An 18,055-nucleotide genomic window follows, 5' to 3' on the forward strand; every position below is an offset into this window, starting at 1 on the left:
TGAGCACGCCAGCGTGAATACGCCATTCAACATTCCCCTCGATTGGGGATATTCAACCGCGCAAGCCGGTACAGCAGCGTGCGACGCGCTACCCCAAGTTCACGCGCAGTGCGCGTTCGATTGCCACGGTTCTTGTGCAGGCAGTCGATCAGAAAGACCCGCTCCACGCGCTCCAGGCGCTGACGGAGGGTGGCCTCGATGGTTGCACCTGCGGGCGCCGATGACAGCGACAGGTGCGCAGGTAAAATCACCCCGTCATCACACAGCAGCACCGCCCGTTCGACCAGGCATTTGAGCTCACGCACATTGCCAGGGAAGGCATGGCTGGAGAGCTGATCAAGCGCCGCGCCGGACCAGCTGACCACCGGTTTTTCGAGTGCCGCGCAGACCTTTTCAGCAAAGTGCCGGGCAAGCAGCAGCACATCGCCGTCGCGCTCACGCAATGCCGGTAACTGGATAGGGAACTGCGCCAATCGGTAATAGAGGTCTTCGCGAAATGTCCCCTGGCTGACCATTGCCAGCAGGTCGCGATGGGTGGCGGCGATAATTCGCACGTCGACCTTGTGAGCGGTATTGGCACCCAACGGGCGCACTTCACCTTCTTGTAGAACCCTCAGCAGCTTTGCCTGCAGGGAGAGTGGCATATCGCCAATCTCATCCAGCAGCAGTGTGCCGCCATCGGCTGCGTCAAACAGCCCCGCATAGTTACGCTCCGCACCGGTGAACGCGCCTTTGCGGTAGCCGAACAGCTCACTCTCCAGCAAGCCCTCAGGGAAGGCTGCGCAGTTTTGCACCACAAACGCTCGCGTGCTGCGCGGGCCGGCGGCGTGAATAGCACGCGCCACCACCTCCTTGCCCGTGCCGGTTTCTCCGTGCAACAGCACGGTAAACGGTGCCTGCACAACCTTGCCGATCAGGTGGCAGGTCGCCTCCATCGCGGCACTGTTGCCAATCAAGCCATAGGCGCCGGTCACGGGTGTATCGCACGGGGGAACAAGCCGGACTTGCCTGGGCTGGGCAAGCCGCAACAGGGTTGATTGGCCCAGGGCGAAGCTGCCCAATCGGCCCAAAGAAGCGGCGTAGCCGTGCAATTGCGCAGGGCGCAGGCTGGCGCAAAGCAGAACGCCGCACACCGCCTCGCTCCGATTAAACAAGGGCAGGCAGGTCAGCGAGTGCCAAGGCAGCGCCGCCAAGGGCAGAAAACCGCTGTCATAGGCGCTGTTGCACAGTTGATCAATGGTCAGTTCCCGCCCCTGATCAAGGACGTAGTGCAATAACTGCTGGTGCTGAACATCTACGCTTGCGCCACGCTGGCCTGAGGGTTCCCCGTCGGGAAAATACTGAGCGATCAGCCCCAACTGGCCGGTGGTTTCATCCCGTGCATACAGTTGGCACAGGTCGCACTGGCTCAACTGCGCAGCGGCCGTGACGCAAAGGTCCGCCAACCTCGACTCCTCCCGCTCGAAGCCCAGGCGGGTAAACCAGCCCAGCAGTTGGTCGACGTAGGCCGGCGAATCAGGCAACGACTTGAATGGGCTGTGCGTCATAGGCTGAACTCACACACTGGCACACCGCTGCCATCGAGCGTCGCGTGGGTGGCCGAGAGGGATTCGCCAACGGCCATCGCACCGAGCAGACGATCAACGATCGGCGGCAGCAGGTGGGACTCGATCCACTGGTCGATAAAACGCGCCCCACTGTCCTGGTGCATACAACGCTCGACCATGTGCGTGACCAGTTCGGCGCTGTAGCTGAACACCAGTTCGCGCGCCTGCAACCGTTGGCCAAGGCGCGCCAGCTTGAGCCTTGCCACGTCCTGTAAGCGTTCGCCTGCGAGTGGGTAATACGGTACGACTCGCATGCGAGCGAGCAGAGCCGGCTTGAAGTGAGCGCGCAATACCGGGCGAATCACTTCCTCCAGGGCCGCAGCGTCAGGTCGCCTGCCATCGGCGCACAGTGCGCTGATGCAATCGCTGCCCAGGTTGGACGTCATCAGGATCAACGTATTACGAAAATCAATTTCGCGGCCTTCACCGTCATTGGCCAAACCCTTGTCAAAGACCTGGTAGAACAGGTTCAGCACCTCTGGGTCGGCCTTCTCGATTTCATCGAGCAACACCACCGAATAAGGTCGCTGGCGCACGGCCTCCGTCAGCACCCCGCCCTCGCCGTAACCAATGTAACCGGGAGGCGCACCAATCAATCGGGACAGCGAGTGTTGCTCCTGGTACTCCGACATATTCAGCGTGATCACAAACCGCTCACCGCCGTACAGCAAGTCCGCCAGTGCCAGCGCCGTCTCGGTCTTGCCGACCCCGCTCGGGCCGGCGAGCAAAAATACGCCCACCGGCGCCTCAGGATTATTGAGGCCCGCAGCCACCGCTCGCAGGTTACGATCCAGCGCCTGCACCGCCGGTTCCTGCCCAATGATTCGCTCGCGCAGGGCGTCGGCAAAACCCAGGACGCGCTCACTGTGCTCCAAGGCCAGTTGCTCAACCGGGATGCCGGTCCAGCCGCTGATGACCTGGGCGACTACCCGTGGGCATACTTCATGGCTGGCTTGCTGCTGTTCACGCTGCATCCAGCGCTGCTCGGTTTGCTGGCGCTCAAGCTCGAGAGCGTCCAGCCGCTGGGCCAGTGCCTGCAACGCCGGTTGGTCAACGGGCAAGCCGGCTTCAACATCGCGCTCAAGCGCCACACGCTGGCGAGTGCCCTCAGCCCATTCAGCGCACAGCTGCTGCAACGCCTCAGGCGCCGTCGTCAGGCGGATACGCACTTGCGCACAGGCGGTATCCAGTACGTCGACGGCTTTGTCCGGCAACTGTCGCCCTGCCAGGTAACGAGCGCTCAGTTGTGCTGCTGCCACCACCGCGTCGTCACGTATATAGACGCCATGGCTGGCTTCATACACCGGCACCAACCCGCGCAAAATGGAGACCGCCGCCGCCACACTTGGCTCGTCGACTTTTACCGGCTGGAAGCGCCGTGCCAATGCCGGGTCTTTTTCGATGTATTTTTTGTACTCGGACCAGGTCGTGGCGGCGATGGTGCGCAATTGACCACGCGCCAGGGCGGGCTTGAGCAAATTGGCGGCGTCGCCTCCACCCACCTGCCCGCCGGCACCCACCAGGGTATGTGCCTCGTCAATAAACAGGATCACGGCCTGTGGAGAGGCGTTAACCTCGTCGATCACACCTTTGAGCCGCCGTTCGAACTCGCCCTTGATGCTGGCGCCGGCCTGCAACAAGCCCATGTCCAAGGTCAGTATGCGTACGCCCTTGAGTGGCTCGGGCACCTGTGAGGCAACCACTCGCAATGCGAGCCCTTCGACGATGGCGGTCTTACCCACGCCCGCGTCTCCCACCAGAATCGGGTTGTTCTTGCGCCGACGCACAAGGATATCGATCAATTGACGGATCTGCGCGTCACGACACAGGACCGGGTCGATCCGCCCTTCACGCGCCTGATGCGTCAGGTCATGGGTAAAGCGCTCCAGCAGTGACTCGCCTTGTCGCAACGGCGCGGTTTCGCAGCCCCGGCTCAACAAAAAATCACGCACGCGTTGCGCGTCCAAGCGGCTCAATAACGGCTGATAAGCACTGCCCGCGTGTTGCAGCGGATGACGCAGAAGTGCCAGCAATAAAGCACCGGCGCCGACCTCAACCTGCCCCAACTCCAGGTGGGCAACCATTAACGCTTGCTGCAACCATTGCACGAGTGCCGGGGCAAACACCGGGCTGCGCGATGCACTTTGTTCGCCTTTGAGCAGTAACAGGGCCTGAAGCTCACCTGGAGCAATTTCGGCATCCGCCAGCGCCTTTACCAAAGGCCCCTCGGCATGTTCCAGCAGCGTCAGCAGCAGGTCCTCAACCAACACTTCCTTGCCGCCACGCGTTACACAACGCTCGGCGGACCGCGCCAGGTCAAGGCGCGTCTGAGGCGTCAAGGTCCGGATCAGTTGTTGCAGGTCTACATTCATCATAATCATCAGTCCCTAATCAGAGTTGCTGGCCAGAGTGACCACACCGTCGGCACTCTCGTACCCCAACCAACTGGTCCAACCGAGACGACACACGTTGCGCTCGCCAATATGCAGCGGCCGAACTTCACCCTCGGCCAGTACCAGGCGCACGTCATATTCCAGTGGCGTGCGCAGCATCAGGCGAACCAGCGAGCACAACGGCTTGCACGCGCTGCCAGCGGGTAGAAACGCGTGAAAGCGCGGCCAGCTCAAGCCCTCGACCTGCACCCTGAACTTGCCGCTGCGATCGGCAACCTGGTGGCCGAGCAGCAGGTCTTCGCCAAGCACGTTGTTGGCCGCCCCGAGTTGATTGCGTTGCTGTTGGCCGATAACCACCGTGCGTTCAACCCATTGCTCTATGAACAAACGGCTGTGCTTGAAGTAATGACGCAGCACCGTTTCGATCAAGGTGGCCGAGTGCACTCGCAGGCTCAGCAGCCCCAGGTACGGCAACAATCGCTTGCAGTCCAATTGCGCCGCGTCGCGAATCTGGTGGCTGCCCAGCCCGACCAGCGCGAACATCTGCGCGGAAAAAGCATCACTGGCGTCGGTGCGAAAACTCGCTCGATAGCGATATTTGCGCCAGATCGGCAGCATCAACCTCTGCAGGCGATGGTGAAATACGTCAAGAAAGCCACGGCTCACGCTGCCACTCGCCTGTTCTTGATAGAACCCGGGCAATGGCGAACCGGCGCCAAACAGGCCCAGCACGTTAAGCCGCAGGCGAGCGCGTAACTGTCCGTGTTCGACAAAAAAAGCCACCCGGTCAATGTCGTGCCTAGGGAACCCCAGGCTTGGGTTGGCCTGGAACTCGAGCAAGTCATATAACGTGTCGTCATCCAGCGATGGATGGCTGTCGCGCAGGCGTTCGATCACCTGCAGCACCGCCTGGAACAACGAATACTCGCGAATTGTGCGTGTTAGAGCGCTCAAAGCAGGGCCTGCCGACCCATCCGGGGTGGCCATAGATACACGTCTCCTTGTGTGCTGGTGACCCGCAGTTCGTGATACGAATTGAGGCCGGCGTAGAGGGCAAAAAACTCATTGAGTGCCGAGGCGAAGACAAACAAGTCGCCCTGGCCGGCAAAGCCGTTGGCGTCAATACTCAGGTCGACCTGCAGGCCGCGTATCGGCAGCCCACGGTGCATTCGGTCGACGGCTTGATGACGGATGGCCTTCAATGCATCCAGTCTTCGCTGACTGACGTTGTGTGCCTGTCGATCGTGATAGCGCGGCAAGTCGTAGGTCTGGAGGATGACTTTCAGGGCGCGGGTATCGGTCAACGAGAGGTAGTTGAGCGACATGTTGCTGATCAACTTCCAGAGGAAGTCCTGGTCCAGAGGCGGAGCAAAGCTCGCCGTCGGCGCACAGATATTGCGAAACGTCAGGAATTCCGGTGTTTGTTCGCAGGGCTGGTTGATCTCTCCCACTTGCAGCAGCTGTGGCAAGTTGTGGTTGGTGCAGGTCAATTCAATCGAGAGGGTTTCCTGCTCATGGCCTGGGCCAGTGCCAAAACTCAACCAGGTATCCAGCTCGGCACTTTGCACCGACGAGCGCTGACGAATGCTGTAGCTGGGCGTGCGCGTTGAAGTGGCATTGCCACTGCCATGCTCGAAGGATTCGAATGGCACATACGCCTGGTAGCCCAGCCCACCCGGGCGCCATCCGGTCACCTGGTCCACGGAAAAGACCGCGGCATTGCCCCGCGCTATGCCACCCGGCAGCAGCAGGTACTCATCCTGCTTGCCATCCAGGCGAATCGGCACTGCATCATGTTTGAACAGGTTGGCAATGGGCGTGCAATACAGCTTTACGTTGTCCAGAGTGGGACGGTACGTCGCCTGCGCGTGGTGGTTTAACTTGAAACGCAGCTCTACACACCTGGCCCGCTTGAGCAGTTCATGTGGCAACGCCTGTAACGCATCCAGCCCGAGTACATCGACAAACAGATACTTGTCCGCAAACGCAAAATATTCCTGCAGGTGGCGATAGCCGCAAAAAGTGTTCGCCGGATAGGGAATCAGTGCATGTTCCTCATCGAACCCCACCGGCTTTACCTGGTTTGCAGCAAGCCGCAGCGACAACGGCTGGCCCTCGCGATCACTGATCACCAGCCCTTCATGGTCAAAGAGCCGCAGTTCGATGCCTTCCAGATGACGCAGCAGGCTCAGGTACAAACCTTGGCTCACCTGCCGATCACCCGCCAGGTGCAAGCGCAATTGATCGAATGCCAACTGACTCAAATTGCCCTCCACGCTCATCTCCATGCGCAGGTTGAGGAGCGTTTGTGGGCCCTGGGCCACGTACTCCAGGCGGCTCAGTTGCAGCGCCAGCACCTGGGTGGCGTAGCAGGTACGAAAGCGGCAGCGCTCACCCTTGACCAGCACGCTTTCAACCGGCGTGTCCCGTTCTACGCTGACCGTGGTGCACGCATGTTTCAACGGGTCAAACTGCAAGATGCTGAAGGCCGGCAGTGGCCGCATATAGTTGGGCCACAACAGATGCATCAATGAATGAGTCAGCTCTGGAAGCTCGTCGGCAAGCTTCTGGCGCAAGCGCCCGGTCAGGAACGCAAAGCCTTCCAATAGACGCTCTACATCCGGATCCTGGCCTGAATCGGCGAGAAAAGGTGCCAAGGCAGGATTACGCTCAGCAAAACGCCGCCCAAGTTGGCGCAAGGCACTGAGTTCACTTTGGTAAAAGTGGTTAAAGGACATCAGGCTGTACCTCAACCTGACCACCACCGGCCAACTGCGCATTAAAAACCACCGGTTGCACAACGCCGTCGATGAGCAGTGTTGCCTCAATCACAAACGCCAGGACCAAAGGGTTGCCGGTATCGGGCAAGCCCCTGACACGCACATTCGACAGACGTGGTTCGTATACCTGGATGAACCGTTCAATCGACAGCCGCGACTGGCTCAATGATTCATGCAGGCTCAAGCGCATGTCATTGAGGTCGGGCAGCCCGTAGTCTGGCAGCGTCAAGACACTGCCTGCACGTGTGCCGAGCATGTTCTCCAAGTGCGCGGCGATCGACGCTACGCTGCAGGCCCTGGCGGGTGCCAGGCCTTCGAGACGCTCAAACAGGCTGCGATAGTCGGGTATCCCCTGCCCCTTTCTCATTCTTTGTCGAGTTTGCCGACGAGGGACAAGGTGAAGTCCGCGCCCATGTACTTGAAGTGCGGCCGTACACTGAGGTTGACGCGGTACCAACCCGGTTCGCCCTCGACATCACTGACCACGATGCGAGCAGCCCGCAATGGGCGTCGCCCACGCACTTCGGCGCTGGGGTTTTCCTGGTCGGCAACGTATTGGCGGATCCATTTGTTGAGTTCCAGTTCCAGGTCGGTACGCTCCTTCCATGAACCCAACTGCTCGCGCTGCAACACCTTGAGATAATGCGCCAGCCGGTTGACCACCATCATGTAGGGCAGTTGCGTTCCCAGGCGGTAGTTCAACTCAGCTTCCTTGCCCTCGGCGCTGTTACCGAAATACTTGGGTTTTTGTACCGAGCTGGCGGAGAAGAACGCTGCGTTATCACTGCCTTTGCGCATGGTCAGGGCAATAAAGCCTTCCTGCGCAAGTTCGTACTCGCGACGGTCAGAGACCAGCACTTCGGTCGGGATCTTGGTTTCAATTTCTCCCATGCTCTGGAAGTGATGCAGGGGCAGGTCTTCCACCGCGCCACCGCTTTGCGGGCCGATAATGTTCGGGCACCAGCGAAAGCGGGCAAAACTGTCCGTCAGCCGGGTGGCAAAGGCAAACGCGGTATTGCCCCACAAATAGTGTTCGTGGCTGTTGACCACGTTTTCCTGGTAGGCAAATGTCTTGACCGGGCACTCAAGGGGATCGTAAGGGGTACGCAACAGGAACCGCGGCACGGTCAGGCCAATGTAACGGGCGTCTTCGCTCTGACGAAAGCTTTGCCATTTGGCAAATTGAGGCCCCTCGAAATGATCCTTGAGGTCCTTCATGTCAGGCAAACCGGTAAAGCTTTCCAAACCGAAAAAGCTCGGCCCTGCGGCGGCAATAAACGGTGCATGGGCCATGCAGGCAACACTGGAAACGTATTGCATCAGCTTCACATCCGGCGCGCTGGGCCCAAGGAAGTAGTTGGCAATGATGGCACCCACGGGCTGGCCGCCGAACTGGCCATACTCGGCACTGTAAATATGCTTGTACAGCCCGGACTGAGTGGTTTCCGGGGAGTCTTCGAAATCGTCCAGCAGGTCCTGTCGTGAGACGTTCAGCAGTTCGATCTTGATGTTCTCGCGAAAATTGGTGCGATCGACGAGCAGGTGCAACCCCCTCCAGGCAGCTTCCAGCGCCTGGAAATCCGGGTGATGAAGAATTTCATCCATTTGCTCGCTGAGTTTCATGTCGATCTCGGCGATCATTCGATCGACCAAGCGCTTCTTGACCGGCTCGCCGCTGTTGTGCGGTTTGACAAGCTCTTCGATAAACGCCGAGACACCGCGTTTGGCAATGCTGTAGGCCTCGTCATCCGCGCTCAGCAGTGTCTGGGCAATGATGGTATCGAGAATGCTGTGCTCGTCAGCCATTCGGGTGGGCAGCGCATGCTGTGGGATGGTCATGGCATCAGTTTCCTTTACTGAAAATGTCAGGCTGCGGGGTCACTCAACCCCAGTTCGGCCAATACCCGGGCGCGGGAGTCGTCATCCGCCAGCGCCTGTTCGATCGCCTTGCGAAAGCTCGGCGTGTTACCCAACGGCCCCTTGAGGGCCATCAGCGCTTCACGCAGCGCCATGAGCTTTTGCAGCTCCGGAATTTGCTCGACCAGGTTCGCCGGGGTGAAATCCTTCATCGAGTTGACCCGCACATGGATCGACAGCGCTTCGATATCGGGCTGTTCCTGCAGGCGATTCGGCACGCTCAGGGTCAACGCCAGTGCCTGTTTGGCCAGCACGTCATCAAAGGTGTGCTTGTCGATACCGATCGGCTTGCGGTCTTCGAGCTTGCGTGGGTCTTCGCGCTGGGCGAAGTCGCCCAGCACCAGCAACTTCAGCGGTAGCTCGACCTCTTCCTGGGCGCCCCCGACGGCGGGCTTGAAGGTGATATTGATACGTTCCTTGGGTGCTACCGAACCTTCTTTGGCCACGGTAAATCTCCTTTTTTCGAGGGGGTTCAAAAGCCTATTCAAGTACCGCTTCAACATCGAAGTGGCAGAGCCTTCGGTGGGTACTTTCCTTGCGCTCGCGTATGGCCTGGTTTTGCGGCAAAAGCTCGCAACAGCGATACAAAAGCTGTGCAACCTGCAGTGCCAGTTCCGGCTCCCAACGATCCAGACCGGCGCGCTGAAGCTCGTGGTCCAGGCCTTCCAGCTGCACCTTCGCCAGCTCATGCTTGCCTGCCGATATGCACAACCGCGCCAGTGCCAGCCGCCAATGAAAACGCGCGCGCTCGCTGCGTGCGCTGTGCATACACTGCTTGAGGTCGTGTATTGCCTCCTTGAGCCCGTCCTTGCGCAACCTGGGCATGACCTCTTGCAAGGCCGCCTCCCAGGGTTCGGCGTTGGCATCCACCACCACGCCGGACGGCGCAGGCGGCTGCAAGTGCCGAGCGACCTGAAGCGTGATCCAGTCCCGGGTGGCGGTATCGGCAAATGGCGCACCCCCGTGAAACCTGAATTCGGGCAGGTCCGGCAGCCGTTGCAGTAACAGCGCGAAGCTGACTTCGAGTTCGGTCATGGCCAGATCGGCCTGCAAGGCCTCAAGGCATTCCCAGACCATGCGCAAGCCGTCAAACCAGAACAAGGCCCCCGCCAGGCTGGCCTCAAGCTCAAGCAACAGTTCGCCGTAATGCCCTTGGGCAAAACGCTCTCGGTAGCGCTTGAGCTTGTCGGGCGTCGGGCCACGCAGCACCGTGAGCCGGTCGCTGTCAGCGTCGGGGTAGCTGTTGAGCGCCAGCCAGGTCAGTGCCCGGTTAAGGCGCAAGGCGCGCAGGTCGGTCGCATCCTGGCCCAGCCACCAGTTGCATAAGTGCCGTCCATGCTCCTGCAGCGTGCGCAGTGACTTGTGGGCCTCTTTTTCGCTGGCTATCGCAGGGTTGCCTGCTTTTTCTTGACCTGTTGCCGGCTCGGGGCTCAGCAGCCGCGTCGCCGCCTGCTTGACCTGAGCAATCACACCCGCCGAAACGGCTTCTGGCCGTTCTGCTTGTACGGCCTGCTCCAACCGCTGCGTCAACTGCCTGCGCAGCGGCAGCAACAGCGGCGCCTCATCACTCAAGTGCGCAGACCAGAGCTGATCAAGGTGCGCCAGGTGCTCAAGCATGCAGCGAAATATTGGCTGTTGATCCTTGAGCGAAACGTTGTGTGCAAACACCTGCTCCAGGCGCAGCGCCAACCAGCCCAGTGCTGCGCCACGGGTGCGCATTTTTTGCGGATAGACAACCGCCCAATAGTGCTCACACAAATGACGCATCAACCCCAGGCCCGCCAACAGCCCTGGAAAAGATTCGCGTTGGTACAACGCCCAGGTCAACCAGGCCGCCACGCGCAGATCCTTGGTGTGCTGACGCAACAGGCCTTCGCTGATCTGCATGACCACCTGCCAGTCCGGCTGGGTGCTGACATGCATCGATTGCAGCTTGCCAAGCTCGGCTTCCAAAGCCTCATATTCACTTGAAAAGCGCATGTCTGCGCCGGCATAGTTACCTGGCGAACAGGGCACTAAGGCAAGTTCAAGATAATAACCACACAAAGCGCCTGAATAATCCATTTTGGGCCGCACACCATTTAAAACATTAAATTCCACGCACCTGAAGCACACTCAGGTGCAAAAAATACGATTATAAAAACCTCGCCATTCTCTCCACGAAGTTCGCAAACACTAGCCGGACAAATAACATCCAGCAAGTATCAAAACCGCACTTAAGGATTTTCCTACAACCCCCTAAATCATTGGCGTGCGCACCATTTTGCGCAGCAAAACCAGCACACCACGTTCAATTAAACCTCTCCCCCAACAAGCACATGAAAAAGCTAGACGAGCAAATTAATGCACACTTCTGCGCAACCCATTTCATTTAAATCTGATTAAAACATCCACGCTTTTAATGAAATCAAGTTCAATAACAAGCAAACCCCCTGTTTTTACTGGGCTTGTTAATTTCAGGCACGCTTCTTGTTATAGGAACTTGCCCAGCCGGCACAACTACGGCTGGGCACTACTTCAACCATCAGGCAAGGAAACCCGTCATGCCAACACCCGCATACCTCTCGATCACCGGTGTCAAACAAGGATTGATTACGGCAGGCACGTTCACCCAGGACTCGGTAGGCAACATTTACCAGGAGGGCCATGAAGACCAGATCCTGGTCCAGGCTTTTTCGCATCAGGTGATCATTCCCCGTGACCCGCAATCCGGTCAGCCAACCGGCCAGCGCGTTCACAAACCGCTGATGATCAGCAAGGTCTTCGATAAATCATCGCCCCTGCTGTTCAGCGCGCTGACCAGTGGCGAGGAAGTCAAATGCCAACTTCAATGGTTCCGTACCTCTTCGGCCGGCACCCAGGAACACTATTTCACCATCGAGCTTGAGGGGGCGACCATCGTGGACATCCAGTCACGCATGCCCAACTGCCAGGCACCGGAAAACGCGCACTTCACGCATCTGGAAGACGTGCATTTCACCTATCGCAAGATCATCTGGACGCACGAAGTAGCGGGCACTTCCGGCTCGGACGACTGGCGTAGCCCGGTCGCCGGCTAACCCTGGGTGACGCAGAAACGGCGGCCATGGACGGCACCGTTTCTGCGGGTCTGCTAGACCATTGACAGTGGATGCTTGCGCTTGGGTGCACCGAACACGCGGTCGATCGCATCCAGATCATGCTCGTCGAGCACCAGTTTCGCGGCGTTTGCGTTAAGCCGCACATGCTCGGGGCTCACCGCCTTGGGGATGGCAATCACACCGTCCTGGCGCAGTACCCAGGCCAGGGCGATCTGTGCCGGGGTGGCCTCATGTCGGTGGGCAATTTGCTTGAGCGTCGGGCTGGACAGCAGTTCGCCGCCCTGGGCGATTGGGCAGTACGCCATCAGTGGCAAATGGTGCTGTTGCCACCAGGGCAACAGGTCGAACTCGATACCCCGCTCTTCAATGTTGTAGAGCACCTGGTTGGTCGCACAGTTGGGAGATGCAAGTTCCTGCAGGTCGGCGACGTCAAAGTTGGAAACACCCCAGCGGCCGATCTTGCCTGCCTCGCGCAGACGTTCAAACGCTTCGACGGTTTCTTCAAGCGGGTACTGGCCGCGCCAGTGCAGCAGGTACAGGTCGATATAGTCAGTGCCGAGGCGCTTGAGGCTGGCCTCACAGGCACGCGGCACGCCCTTGTGGCTGGCATTGTGAGGGTAGATTTTACTCACCAGGAACACCTGCTCGCGCTTGCCGCGAATGGCCTCGCCCACCACCTCTTCGGCGCCGCCTTCGCCGTACATTTCAGCGGTGTCGATCAGGCTCATGCCCTCGTCGATACCCAATTGCAACGCGGTGACTTCGGCTTTGCGCAGGTCCGGGTTTTCACCCATGCGCCAGGTGCCTTGGCCGATGACAGGCACGGGAACACCGGCCAGATCAATGGTGCGCATAACAACCTCCTGATGAGTTGGCGAATTAACAGTGTGGCACTGACCGGACAAAAGGGTTCAATCGAAGTATGGTTAGCCTTTACCCAACCGCCAGGCAGGAACTGTAATGCTGTTTGTGGTCATGCTCGGGGGCAAGCACCCAAGGGCGAAAATCGAAGTTCACGATGTGATGTTCGCAGTGGCGGATACGCTGCAAGCCACCTACTCGCAGTTGCGCGACGGCTGGTTCGGCAGCCCCAAGGGTATGCATATCGACGCCTGGATGGCGGTCGATGGCGTAGACGGCTGGAAGGTTGAACTCAGCCAAATGGCGCCGCCTGCCGGTGCCCATCACCTGTATTTCATCAACCTGGGTGGTTATGAAGCCAGGGTGTTCGGCGAGGCCCACCATTACTTACTGGTGGTGGCACGCGACAAACAGGAAGCCAAGCGCAAGGGCCGGCAGCAGCTATTGCAGCACTGGTCGCAGGCCCATACCGATGGCGTGATGGATATTGATGACTGCCTGCCTATCGATCTGGTGGACGGGCGCTATATTCACCTGGTGCAAGGCGCACACCAGCCGATCATCCAGCAGAACGATTACATCACCCTGCCCTGAGCCCTTATGTGCAGGGCTCCAAGGCTTTGCCAAATAAACGATTACCGTGGGTTTCTCCCTGGAAGGTATAGGTCGGCGAACCCAGCACCTCGTAACCACGTCGAGGGTAAAAACCCAACGCGCGTTCATTGCCTTCCCATACGGTCGCCCACAATAAAGACGCGGCGCCCAGGGCCGCGCGCTGTTCCGCCGCCTGCAGCAACCGATAGCCAATGCCCTGCCCGGTAAATCGCTCCTGGATGTAAAGGCGCTGCAACTCGGCGGCATCCGGTGCTGTGATCATCGAATGAGTGGCATGGAGTTTGATCTGGGCGAAGCCAACAAGATGGCCATTCGACTCAGCCACCACCAGCGAGAGACCGGGTTGTGCCAGCAGTTGGGCGATGGTCTGCGGCGCAAAGGCTTGCAACGCCTCATTGGCAATCGAGGCGCGGATGCCTTGGGTGGCGTACGTGTCGAGAAACACCTGCATACCGAGCACGCCAATGCATAAGGCATCCTCGGCAGTGGCCTCCCGAACAGTCATGGGTGGTGCGTTGAAAGCAGACATTGAGTCTCCATACCCAGGGGTGCAAGGGTTAACGTTTTACCACGAATACAGGCGCCAGTAATTGCCTCTGCCGAAGGGCCTGTGCGCCTGGTGCAGGGCTTCGATGACCTGCATAGTCAGGATGGGTAAGCTACAAACCGCGCTAGCGCTTACCAACTACCGGATGCCCCACCGCCACCACTGGAACCCCCACCGCCGGACGAACTGCTGCTTGAACTGGAGCTTGAACCTGAGCTGCCGGAGCTTGAGCCGGAGCCGCCCCCTGAACCCGAGCCGCCATCGGAAATGCTCTGCAAAAACACAATAAACGCCACTACCGAAGCGGCGGGTATGGCGATGATCCAGCCTTGGTAGCCGTTCCCCAGCAGCAACCCCACCGCCACATAAACGGCAGCCACCGCCAGCACCCGCAGGAGGAAGAAGCGCGGGCTGTTCTTCCAGGATTGGTGGATAACGAAAAACAGTCCCACGTATAACCCCAGCACCAACGCACTGCCCAACGGCCACACCAGCCAATGGACGAAGTTGACGGCCACGAAGTGGTCCACCCCCAGCAGCACGGCAATGTAGGCCAACACGCCAATCACGCAATAAAATACGGTGCGCGCCAGCCACAACGCACCGAAAGTCGCGCCGCCAATCAGCAGGGTCAGCGGCAGTACCAGCAGGTACATAGGCCAGTCGCGGCCGCCCCCGTACAGCGTCAACAACACCGTAACCGCCGCGGTGGCGATTAACGCCCGGCGCCAGGGCAGCTTGCCGGCGGCGATCAGCACGCCGCCGACGCCGCCCAGGATAAACGCCAACAACACTGCAATAGCCTGCGGGTTGACCTCAGGCCCCACGGGTTCGGGCAGATCGCCGCCGTCTACCAGCACGCCCAGGTCATCGACAGCTTGTTGAATCCCTCCCGCATAGTCGCCCTGGCGAAACGCCGGGGTGATGTGTTCTTCGATGATGCGATGGGCCAGCAGGTCGGTAACCGTGGCTTCGAGGCCGTAACCCACTTCGATACGCACTGTGTGGTCGTTCTTGGCCACCACCAGCAGGATGCCGTCATTGACGTCCTTGCGCCCCAGTTTCCAGGCACGGAACAGTTGGTTGGCGAAGTCCTCGATGGTTGCGCCGCCGGTAGTGGGCACCAGCAGCACCGCAACCTGGGCGCCCTTGCGTTGTTCAAGGGCGGCGAGTTGAGCCTTCAAGCGCTCGGTTGTGTCGTTATCCAGCGAATGGGTGAGGTCGATCACCCGCTGGTTGAGGGCGACCTTGATCGGCGAAGTGTCCGCCTGGGCCATGCTCAACAGCCCCATCAGCAGCAGGGACAGCAGGCTCAAGACGGATTGGCGCAAATACAGCCGCATGCTTTGTTACCTGAAGTTTCTTCGAGGAGGCGTCGACTTTACCTTATAGACGTATAACGCGTGACCCCACGCCCGCGACTATCTAAACTGCCCACACATATAGCAATGCGCCATAGCAGAGAACCCCATGAACCTAAAGCACCGCAACAACGTCAGTGTGATGGGCAACGGCACGGCGACCCTGGTGTTCTCCCACGGTTTCGGCTGCAACCAGGCCATGTGGAATTATCTGGTGCCGCACTTTACCGAGCGTTTTCGCGCCGTGATGTATGACCTGGTGGGCGCCGGCCTGTCGGACCTCAGCGCATTCGACAAGACCAAATATGCTGCGCTGGAGGGCTACGCCCGTGACTTGAACGAAATTATCGACGCGTTCGCCAGCGGCCCGGTGATCCTGGTCAGCCATTCGGTCAGCGCGATGATCGCCACCCTCGCGGACCGCCTGGCACCAGGCCGTATCGCCGCCCATGTGATGATCGGCCCTTCGCCGCGCTATATCGACGACGTGGGTTACGTCGGCGGTTTCAAGCGCAGCGATATCGATGACCTGCTTGACACACTCGACAGCAACTACCTGGGCTGGTCCAGCACCATGGCCCCGGTGATCATGGGTGCCTCCCCCGAGCCAACGGCGTTGAGTGCCGAGCTGAGCGACAGCTTCTGCCGCACCGAACCGGACATCGCCAAGCAATTTGCGCGAGTGACCTTTATGTCGGACAACCGTAAGGACGTGATCGGCCTGACCACGCCCGTGCTGATCCTGCAATCACGCGACGACGTGATTGCGCCAGTCGCAGTGGGCGAATACCTGCACAGCGTGCTGCCCAACAGCACCTATTGCCTGGTCGATAACGTCGGCCATTGCCCGCATATGAGCGCGCCCCTGGCCTGCACGGCGGCGATGGACGACTTCCTGGCGCCGTGGGCCGTGGCCCATGTCGGCTGACCTGTTCGACAGCGCCGCCTGTGCGCTGGCCGTCACCACTGAGGACGGCACGATCCTGCGTGCCAACACGCTGTTCGGCGAATGGCTGGGGCTGCGCAGCGCCGAGCTGTGCGGGCGGCGCTTCCAGGACTTGCTGACCATGGGCGGGCGAATATTCCACCAGACCCACCTGGCACCAATGCTGCGCATGCGCGGCAGCGTGAGCGAAGTCAAACTCGACCTGGTGCACCACGACGGGCACAAAGTGACCGTATTGCTTAACGCCAGCGCCCGCGAACAGGCCGGCGCGTTGCTACACGAGATCGCGCTGTTCGGCACCACCGACCGCGACAAGTACGAGCGCGAGCTGCTCAATGCACGCAAGCTTGCCGAAGCCCTGTTGCAGGAACGCACCAGTACCGAATTGGCGCTGCATCAGGCCCAGGCGGAACTGAGCGAAGCTTATGCCATCGCCCAGCGTCGCGCGTTGTTTGCCGAGCAGATGGTGGCGATCGTCAGCCATGACTTGAAAAACCCACTGACCGCCATCCGCATGGCCACGGACATCCTCGCGCGCAGCGAGCGCACGCCCAAGGAGCGCCAGTTGCTGGGCCATATCGGCCAATCCTCCGAGCGCGCTCAGCGCATGATTGCCGACCTGCTGGATTTCACCCAGGCCCGGGTCGGCCACGGGATCAGCATCAAAACCACGCCCTTGGACTTGCACAGCGTGATCCTGCACGCCGTGGATGAACTGCGCGTGGCCTTCCCCACGGCCACGTTAAAGCATCAGGCCGAAGGTATGGGCGAAGCGTGCCTGGATGCCGACCGGGTTCAGCAGATCATTGGTAACCTGGTGGCCAACAGCGTGGCCTACGGCGACTTGTTGATGCCCATCACCATCACTTCACGCTTGGGCGAAGGTGGCTGCCAAGTGGCCGTGCATAACCACGGCGCCGCGATCCCGCAAACACTGCTGGCCGGGCTGTTCGAGCCCATGACCCGTGGCACCGACCAGGGCAGCGAGGTGCGTAGTGTGGGGCTGGGCCTGTATATCGTGCGTGAACTGGCCAAGGCCCACGGTGGCGACGTGGTGGTGAGTTCCTGCGCCACCAAGGGCACGACCTTTACCGTGACGTTTTAGACCAAGTACGCCGTGCCCTGCATGACCGGCTCGACACGGCCGGTCAACACCACACCGCCCTGCCCATCCCACTGCACAGTGACCGTGCCACCGTCGCACTGCACCTCAACCGTAGCGTCCAGCAACCCGCGCCGAATCCCATTGACCACCGCGCCGCAGCAGCAGGAGCCGGAACCGAGCGGCACGCCCCCGCCGCGCTCCCAGATCCGCAGGCGGATGTGGCTGCGGTCCAGCACCTGCACAAAATGCACATTGGTGTTGGCCGGGAACAGCGGATGGGTTTCCAGCGCCGGGCCCACGGCTTCCAGGTCGATGCCGCTGATGTCGTCGACAAAATACGTGCAATGCGGGTTGCCCATGCTGCAGGCGGCAGGCGTGCCATCGATGGGCAAGGTGCGGGTGTCCAGCGCTTCGGCCAGCGGCACGGCAGACCAGTCCAACGAGGGCGCGCCCATGTCCACCGACACTTGCTGCCCGGCGGCCCGCACACAGGTCAGCAAGCCTCGATCGGTGCGCAGTACGACGGTGTCGCGGCCGGTTTCATGCATCAAGCGGTCGGCCACGCCGCGGGTGGCGCTGCCGCAGGTTTGCAGCGGCGTACCGTTGGGGTTCCAGAACTTGATGCGGGCCAGGGCATCTTCGCAGTCGAGCACCACGGCCAGTTGATTGAAGCCGATACCGGTGTGGCGGTTGCCCAGGCGCCGGGCGACCTGCGCAGTGATCGGGTCGTCCTGGCCACGGCGGTCGATGATGATGAAATCGTCGCCATGGGCATGCATCTTCACAAAGGGCAAGGTCATGGGCGGTCCTCGGTCGAGATCAGCCTGCAAGCATACGGGAGTT

16 protein-coding genes are annotated in these 18,055 nt (G+C 60.1%); 4 read left to right on the top strand and 12 right to left on the bottom strand.

All coding sequences use genetic code 11. From position 1 onward, the window contains the following. Positions 1-26: 26 nt before the first annotated feature. From AOA59_RS24575 to tssA, 8 genes are read right to left on the bottom strand one after another with little or no spacing between them, the layout of a single operon-like run. On the bottom strand, positions 27-1,547 hold the full coding sequence (locus AOA59_RS24575; protein ID WP_099489382.1) for a sigma-54-dependent Fis family transcriptional regulator: 1,521 nt from the start codon (positions 1,545-1,547) through the stop codon (positions 27-29). Beyond that, positions 1,544-3,982 carry an AAA family ATPase gene (locus AOA59_RS24580; RefSeq protein ID WP_099489439.1) on the bottom strand — a complete coding sequence of 813 codons (2,439 nt, stop codon included), beginning with the start codon at positions 3,980-3,982 and terminating at the stop codon, positions 1,544-1,546. Before AOA59_RS24580 ends, AOA59_RS24575 begins: the two co-directional genes overlap by 4 nt. A 12-nt stretch (positions 3,983-3,994) precedes the next feature. Next, entirely contained in the window at positions 3,995-4,987 is a 993-nt protein-coding gene (tssG, locus tag AOA59_RS24585) for a type VI secretion system baseplate subunit TssG (RefSeq protein WP_099489383.1), read from the bottom strand. Continuing rightward, positions 4,951-6,738, bottom strand: coding sequence for a type VI secretion system baseplate subunit TssF (gene tssF, locus AOA59_RS24590; RefSeq protein WP_099489384.1), 1,788 nt, complete (start codon positions 6,736-6,738; stop codon positions 4,951-4,953). The genes tssG and tssF overlap by 37 nt, the downstream gene beginning before the upstream one ends. Then, positions 6,728-7,147, bottom strand: coding sequence for a type VI secretion system baseplate subunit TssE (tssE, locus tag AOA59_RS24595; RefSeq protein WP_371919084.1), 420 nt, complete (start codon positions 7,145-7,147; stop codon positions 6,728-6,730). Before tssE ends, tssF begins: the two co-directional genes overlap by 11 nt. Further along, positions 7,144-8,619: a type VI secretion system contractile sheath large subunit gene (tssC, locus tag AOA59_RS24600; RefSeq protein WP_065912088.1), complete on the bottom strand. Its 1,476-nt coding sequence runs from the start codon at positions 8,617-8,619 to the stop codon at positions 7,144-7,146. Before tssC ends, tssE begins: the two co-directional genes overlap by 4 nt. Positions 8,620-8,645: 26 nt before the next feature. Continuing rightward, positions 8,646-9,143, bottom strand: coding sequence for a type VI secretion system contractile sheath small subunit (gene tssB, locus AOA59_RS24605; protein WP_065912087.1), 498 nt, complete (start codon positions 9,141-9,143; stop codon positions 8,646-8,648). Between the two features lie 34 nt (positions 9,144-9,177). Beyond that, on the bottom strand, positions 9,178-10,761 hold the full coding sequence (gene tssA, locus AOA59_RS24610) for a type VI secretion system protein TssA (RefSeq protein WP_099489385.1): 1,584 nt from the start codon (positions 10,759-10,761) through the stop codon (positions 9,178-9,180). 479 nt (positions 10,762-11,240) lie between these two features. Here tssA and AOA59_RS24615 point away from each other — a divergent pair, with 479 nt between their 5' ends. Continuing rightward, on the top strand, positions 11,241-11,756 hold the full coding sequence (locus tag AOA59_RS24615; RefSeq protein WP_017136833.1) for an Hcp family type VI secretion system effector: 516 nt from the start codon (positions 11,241-11,243) through the stop codon (positions 11,754-11,756). 53 nt (positions 11,757-11,809) lie between these two features. Here AOA59_RS24615 and AOA59_RS24620 read toward each other — a convergent pair whose 3' ends face one another. Continuing rightward, positions 11,810-12,631, bottom strand: coding sequence for an aldo/keto reductase (locus AOA59_RS24620; protein ID WP_065912082.1), 822 nt, complete (start codon positions 12,629-12,631; stop codon positions 11,810-11,812). A 106-nt stretch (positions 12,632-12,737) separates the two neighbouring features. Here AOA59_RS24620 and AOA59_RS24625 point away from each other — a divergent pair, with 106 nt between their 5' ends. Next, entirely contained in the window at positions 12,738-13,232 is a 495-nt protein-coding gene (locus tag AOA59_RS24625; RefSeq protein ID WP_099489386.1) for a DUF1543 domain-containing protein, read from the top strand. Positions 13,233-13,236: 4 nt separating this feature from the next. Here AOA59_RS24625 and AOA59_RS24630 read toward each other — a convergent pair whose 3' ends face one another. Together AOA59_RS24630 and AOA59_RS24635 are read right to left on the bottom strand one after the other, a co-directional pair. After that, positions 13,237-13,782, bottom strand: a complete 546-nt coding sequence (locus AOA59_RS24630; RefSeq protein WP_083221697.1) for a GNAT family N-acetyltransferase — start codon at positions 13,780-13,782, stop codon at positions 13,237-13,239. Positions 13,783-13,931: 149 nt separating this feature from the next. Next, positions 13,932-15,143: a YgcG family protein gene (locus AOA59_RS24635; protein ID WP_099489387.1), complete on the bottom strand. Its 1,212-nt coding sequence runs from the start codon at positions 15,141-15,143 to the stop codon at positions 13,932-13,934. Positions 15,144-15,270: 127 nt separating this feature from the next. On the opposite strand from AOA59_RS24635, the gene AOA59_RS24640 reads away from it, so the two are divergent. Both AOA59_RS24640 and AOA59_RS24645 read left to right on the top strand, forming a co-directional pair. Further along, the gene (locus AOA59_RS24640) at positions 15,271-16,089 is read left to right on the top strand and encodes an alpha/beta fold hydrolase (RefSeq protein ID WP_099489388.1); all 819 of its coding nucleotides are present in this window, start codon (positions 15,271-15,273) and stop codon (positions 16,087-16,089) included. Continuing rightward, positions 16,079-17,212, top strand: coding sequence for a PAS domain-containing sensor histidine kinase (locus AOA59_RS24645; RefSeq protein WP_065912070.1), 1,134 nt, complete (start codon positions 16,079-16,081; stop codon positions 17,210-17,212). Before AOA59_RS24640 ends, AOA59_RS24645 begins: the two co-directional genes overlap by 11 nt. On the opposite strand, the gene dapF is transcribed toward AOA59_RS24645, so the two are convergent. After that, positions 17,209-18,012: a diaminopimelate epimerase gene (gene dapF / locus AOA59_RS24650; protein WP_099489389.1), complete on the bottom strand. Its 804-nt coding sequence runs from the start codon at positions 18,010-18,012 to the stop codon at positions 17,209-17,211. The genes AOA59_RS24645 and dapF overlap by 4 nt on opposite strands. Positions 18,013-18,055 lie beyond the last annotated feature (43 nt).

The organism is Pseudomonas sp. 2822-15, assembly GCF_002742515.1.
Taxonomy (GTDB): domain Bacteria; phylum Pseudomonadota; class Gammaproteobacteria; order Pseudomonadales; family Pseudomonadaceae; genus Aquipseudomonas; species Aquipseudomonas salomonii.

Excerpts from the sequence above, each read along its gene's own strand:
- AOA59_RS24645 (WP_065912070.1), top strand. The coding sequence starts at position 16,079 with ATGTCGGCTGACCTGTTCGACAGCGCCGCCTGTGCGCTGGCCGTCACC.
- AOA59_RS24630 (WP_083221697.1), bottom strand. The coding sequence starts at position 13,782 with ATGTCTGCTTTCAACGCACCACCCATGACTGTTCGGGAGGCCACTGCC.
- dapF (WP_099489389.1), bottom strand. The coding sequence starts at position 18,012 with ATGACCTTGCCCTTTGTGAAGATGCATGCCCATGGCGACGATTTCATC.
- AOA59_RS24640 (WP_099489388.1), top strand. The coding sequence starts at position 15,271 with ATGAACCTAAAGCACCGCAACAACGTCAGTGTGATGGGCAACGGCACG.
- tssC (WP_065912088.1), bottom strand. The coding sequence starts at position 8,619 with ATGACCATCCCACAGCATGCGCTGCCCACCCGAATGGCTGACGAGCAC.
- tssA (WP_099489385.1), bottom strand. The coding sequence starts at position 10,761 with ATGGATTATTCAGGCGCTTTGTGTGGTTATTATCTTGAACTTGCCTTA.
- AOA59_RS24575 (WP_099489382.1), bottom strand. The coding sequence starts at position 1,547 with ATGACGCACAGCCCATTCAAGTCGTTGCCTGATTCGCCGGCCTACGTC.
- tssE (WP_371919084.1), bottom strand. The coding sequence starts at position 7,147 with ATGAGAAAGGGGCAGGGGATACCCGACTATCGCAGCCTGTTTGAGCGT.
- AOA59_RS24615 (WP_017136833.1), top strand. The coding sequence starts at position 11,241 with ATGCCAACACCCGCATACCTCTCGATCACCGGTGTCAAACAAGGATTG.
- AOA59_RS24625 (WP_099489386.1), top strand. The coding sequence starts at position 12,738 with ATGCTGTTTGTGGTCATGCTCGGGGGCAAGCACCCAAGGGCGAAAATC.
- AOA59_RS24580 (WP_099489439.1), bottom strand. The coding sequence starts at position 3,982 with ATGATGAATGTAGACCTGCAACAACTGATCCGGACCTTGACGCCTCAG.
- AOA59_RS24635 (WP_099489387.1), bottom strand. The coding sequence starts at position 15,143 with ATGCGGCTGTATTTGCGCCAATCCGTCTTGAGCCTGCTGTCCCTGCTG.
- tssF (WP_099489384.1), bottom strand. The coding sequence starts at position 6,738 with ATGTCCTTTAACCACTTTTACCAAAGTGAACTCAGTGCCTTGCGCCAA.
- AOA59_RS24620 (WP_065912082.1), bottom strand. The coding sequence starts at position 12,631 with ATGCGCACCATTGATCTGGCCGGTGTTCCCGTGCCTGTCATCGGCCAA.
- tssG (WP_099489383.1), bottom strand. The coding sequence starts at position 4,987 with ATGGCCACCCCGGATGGGTCGGCAGGCCCTGCTTTGAGCGCTCTAACA.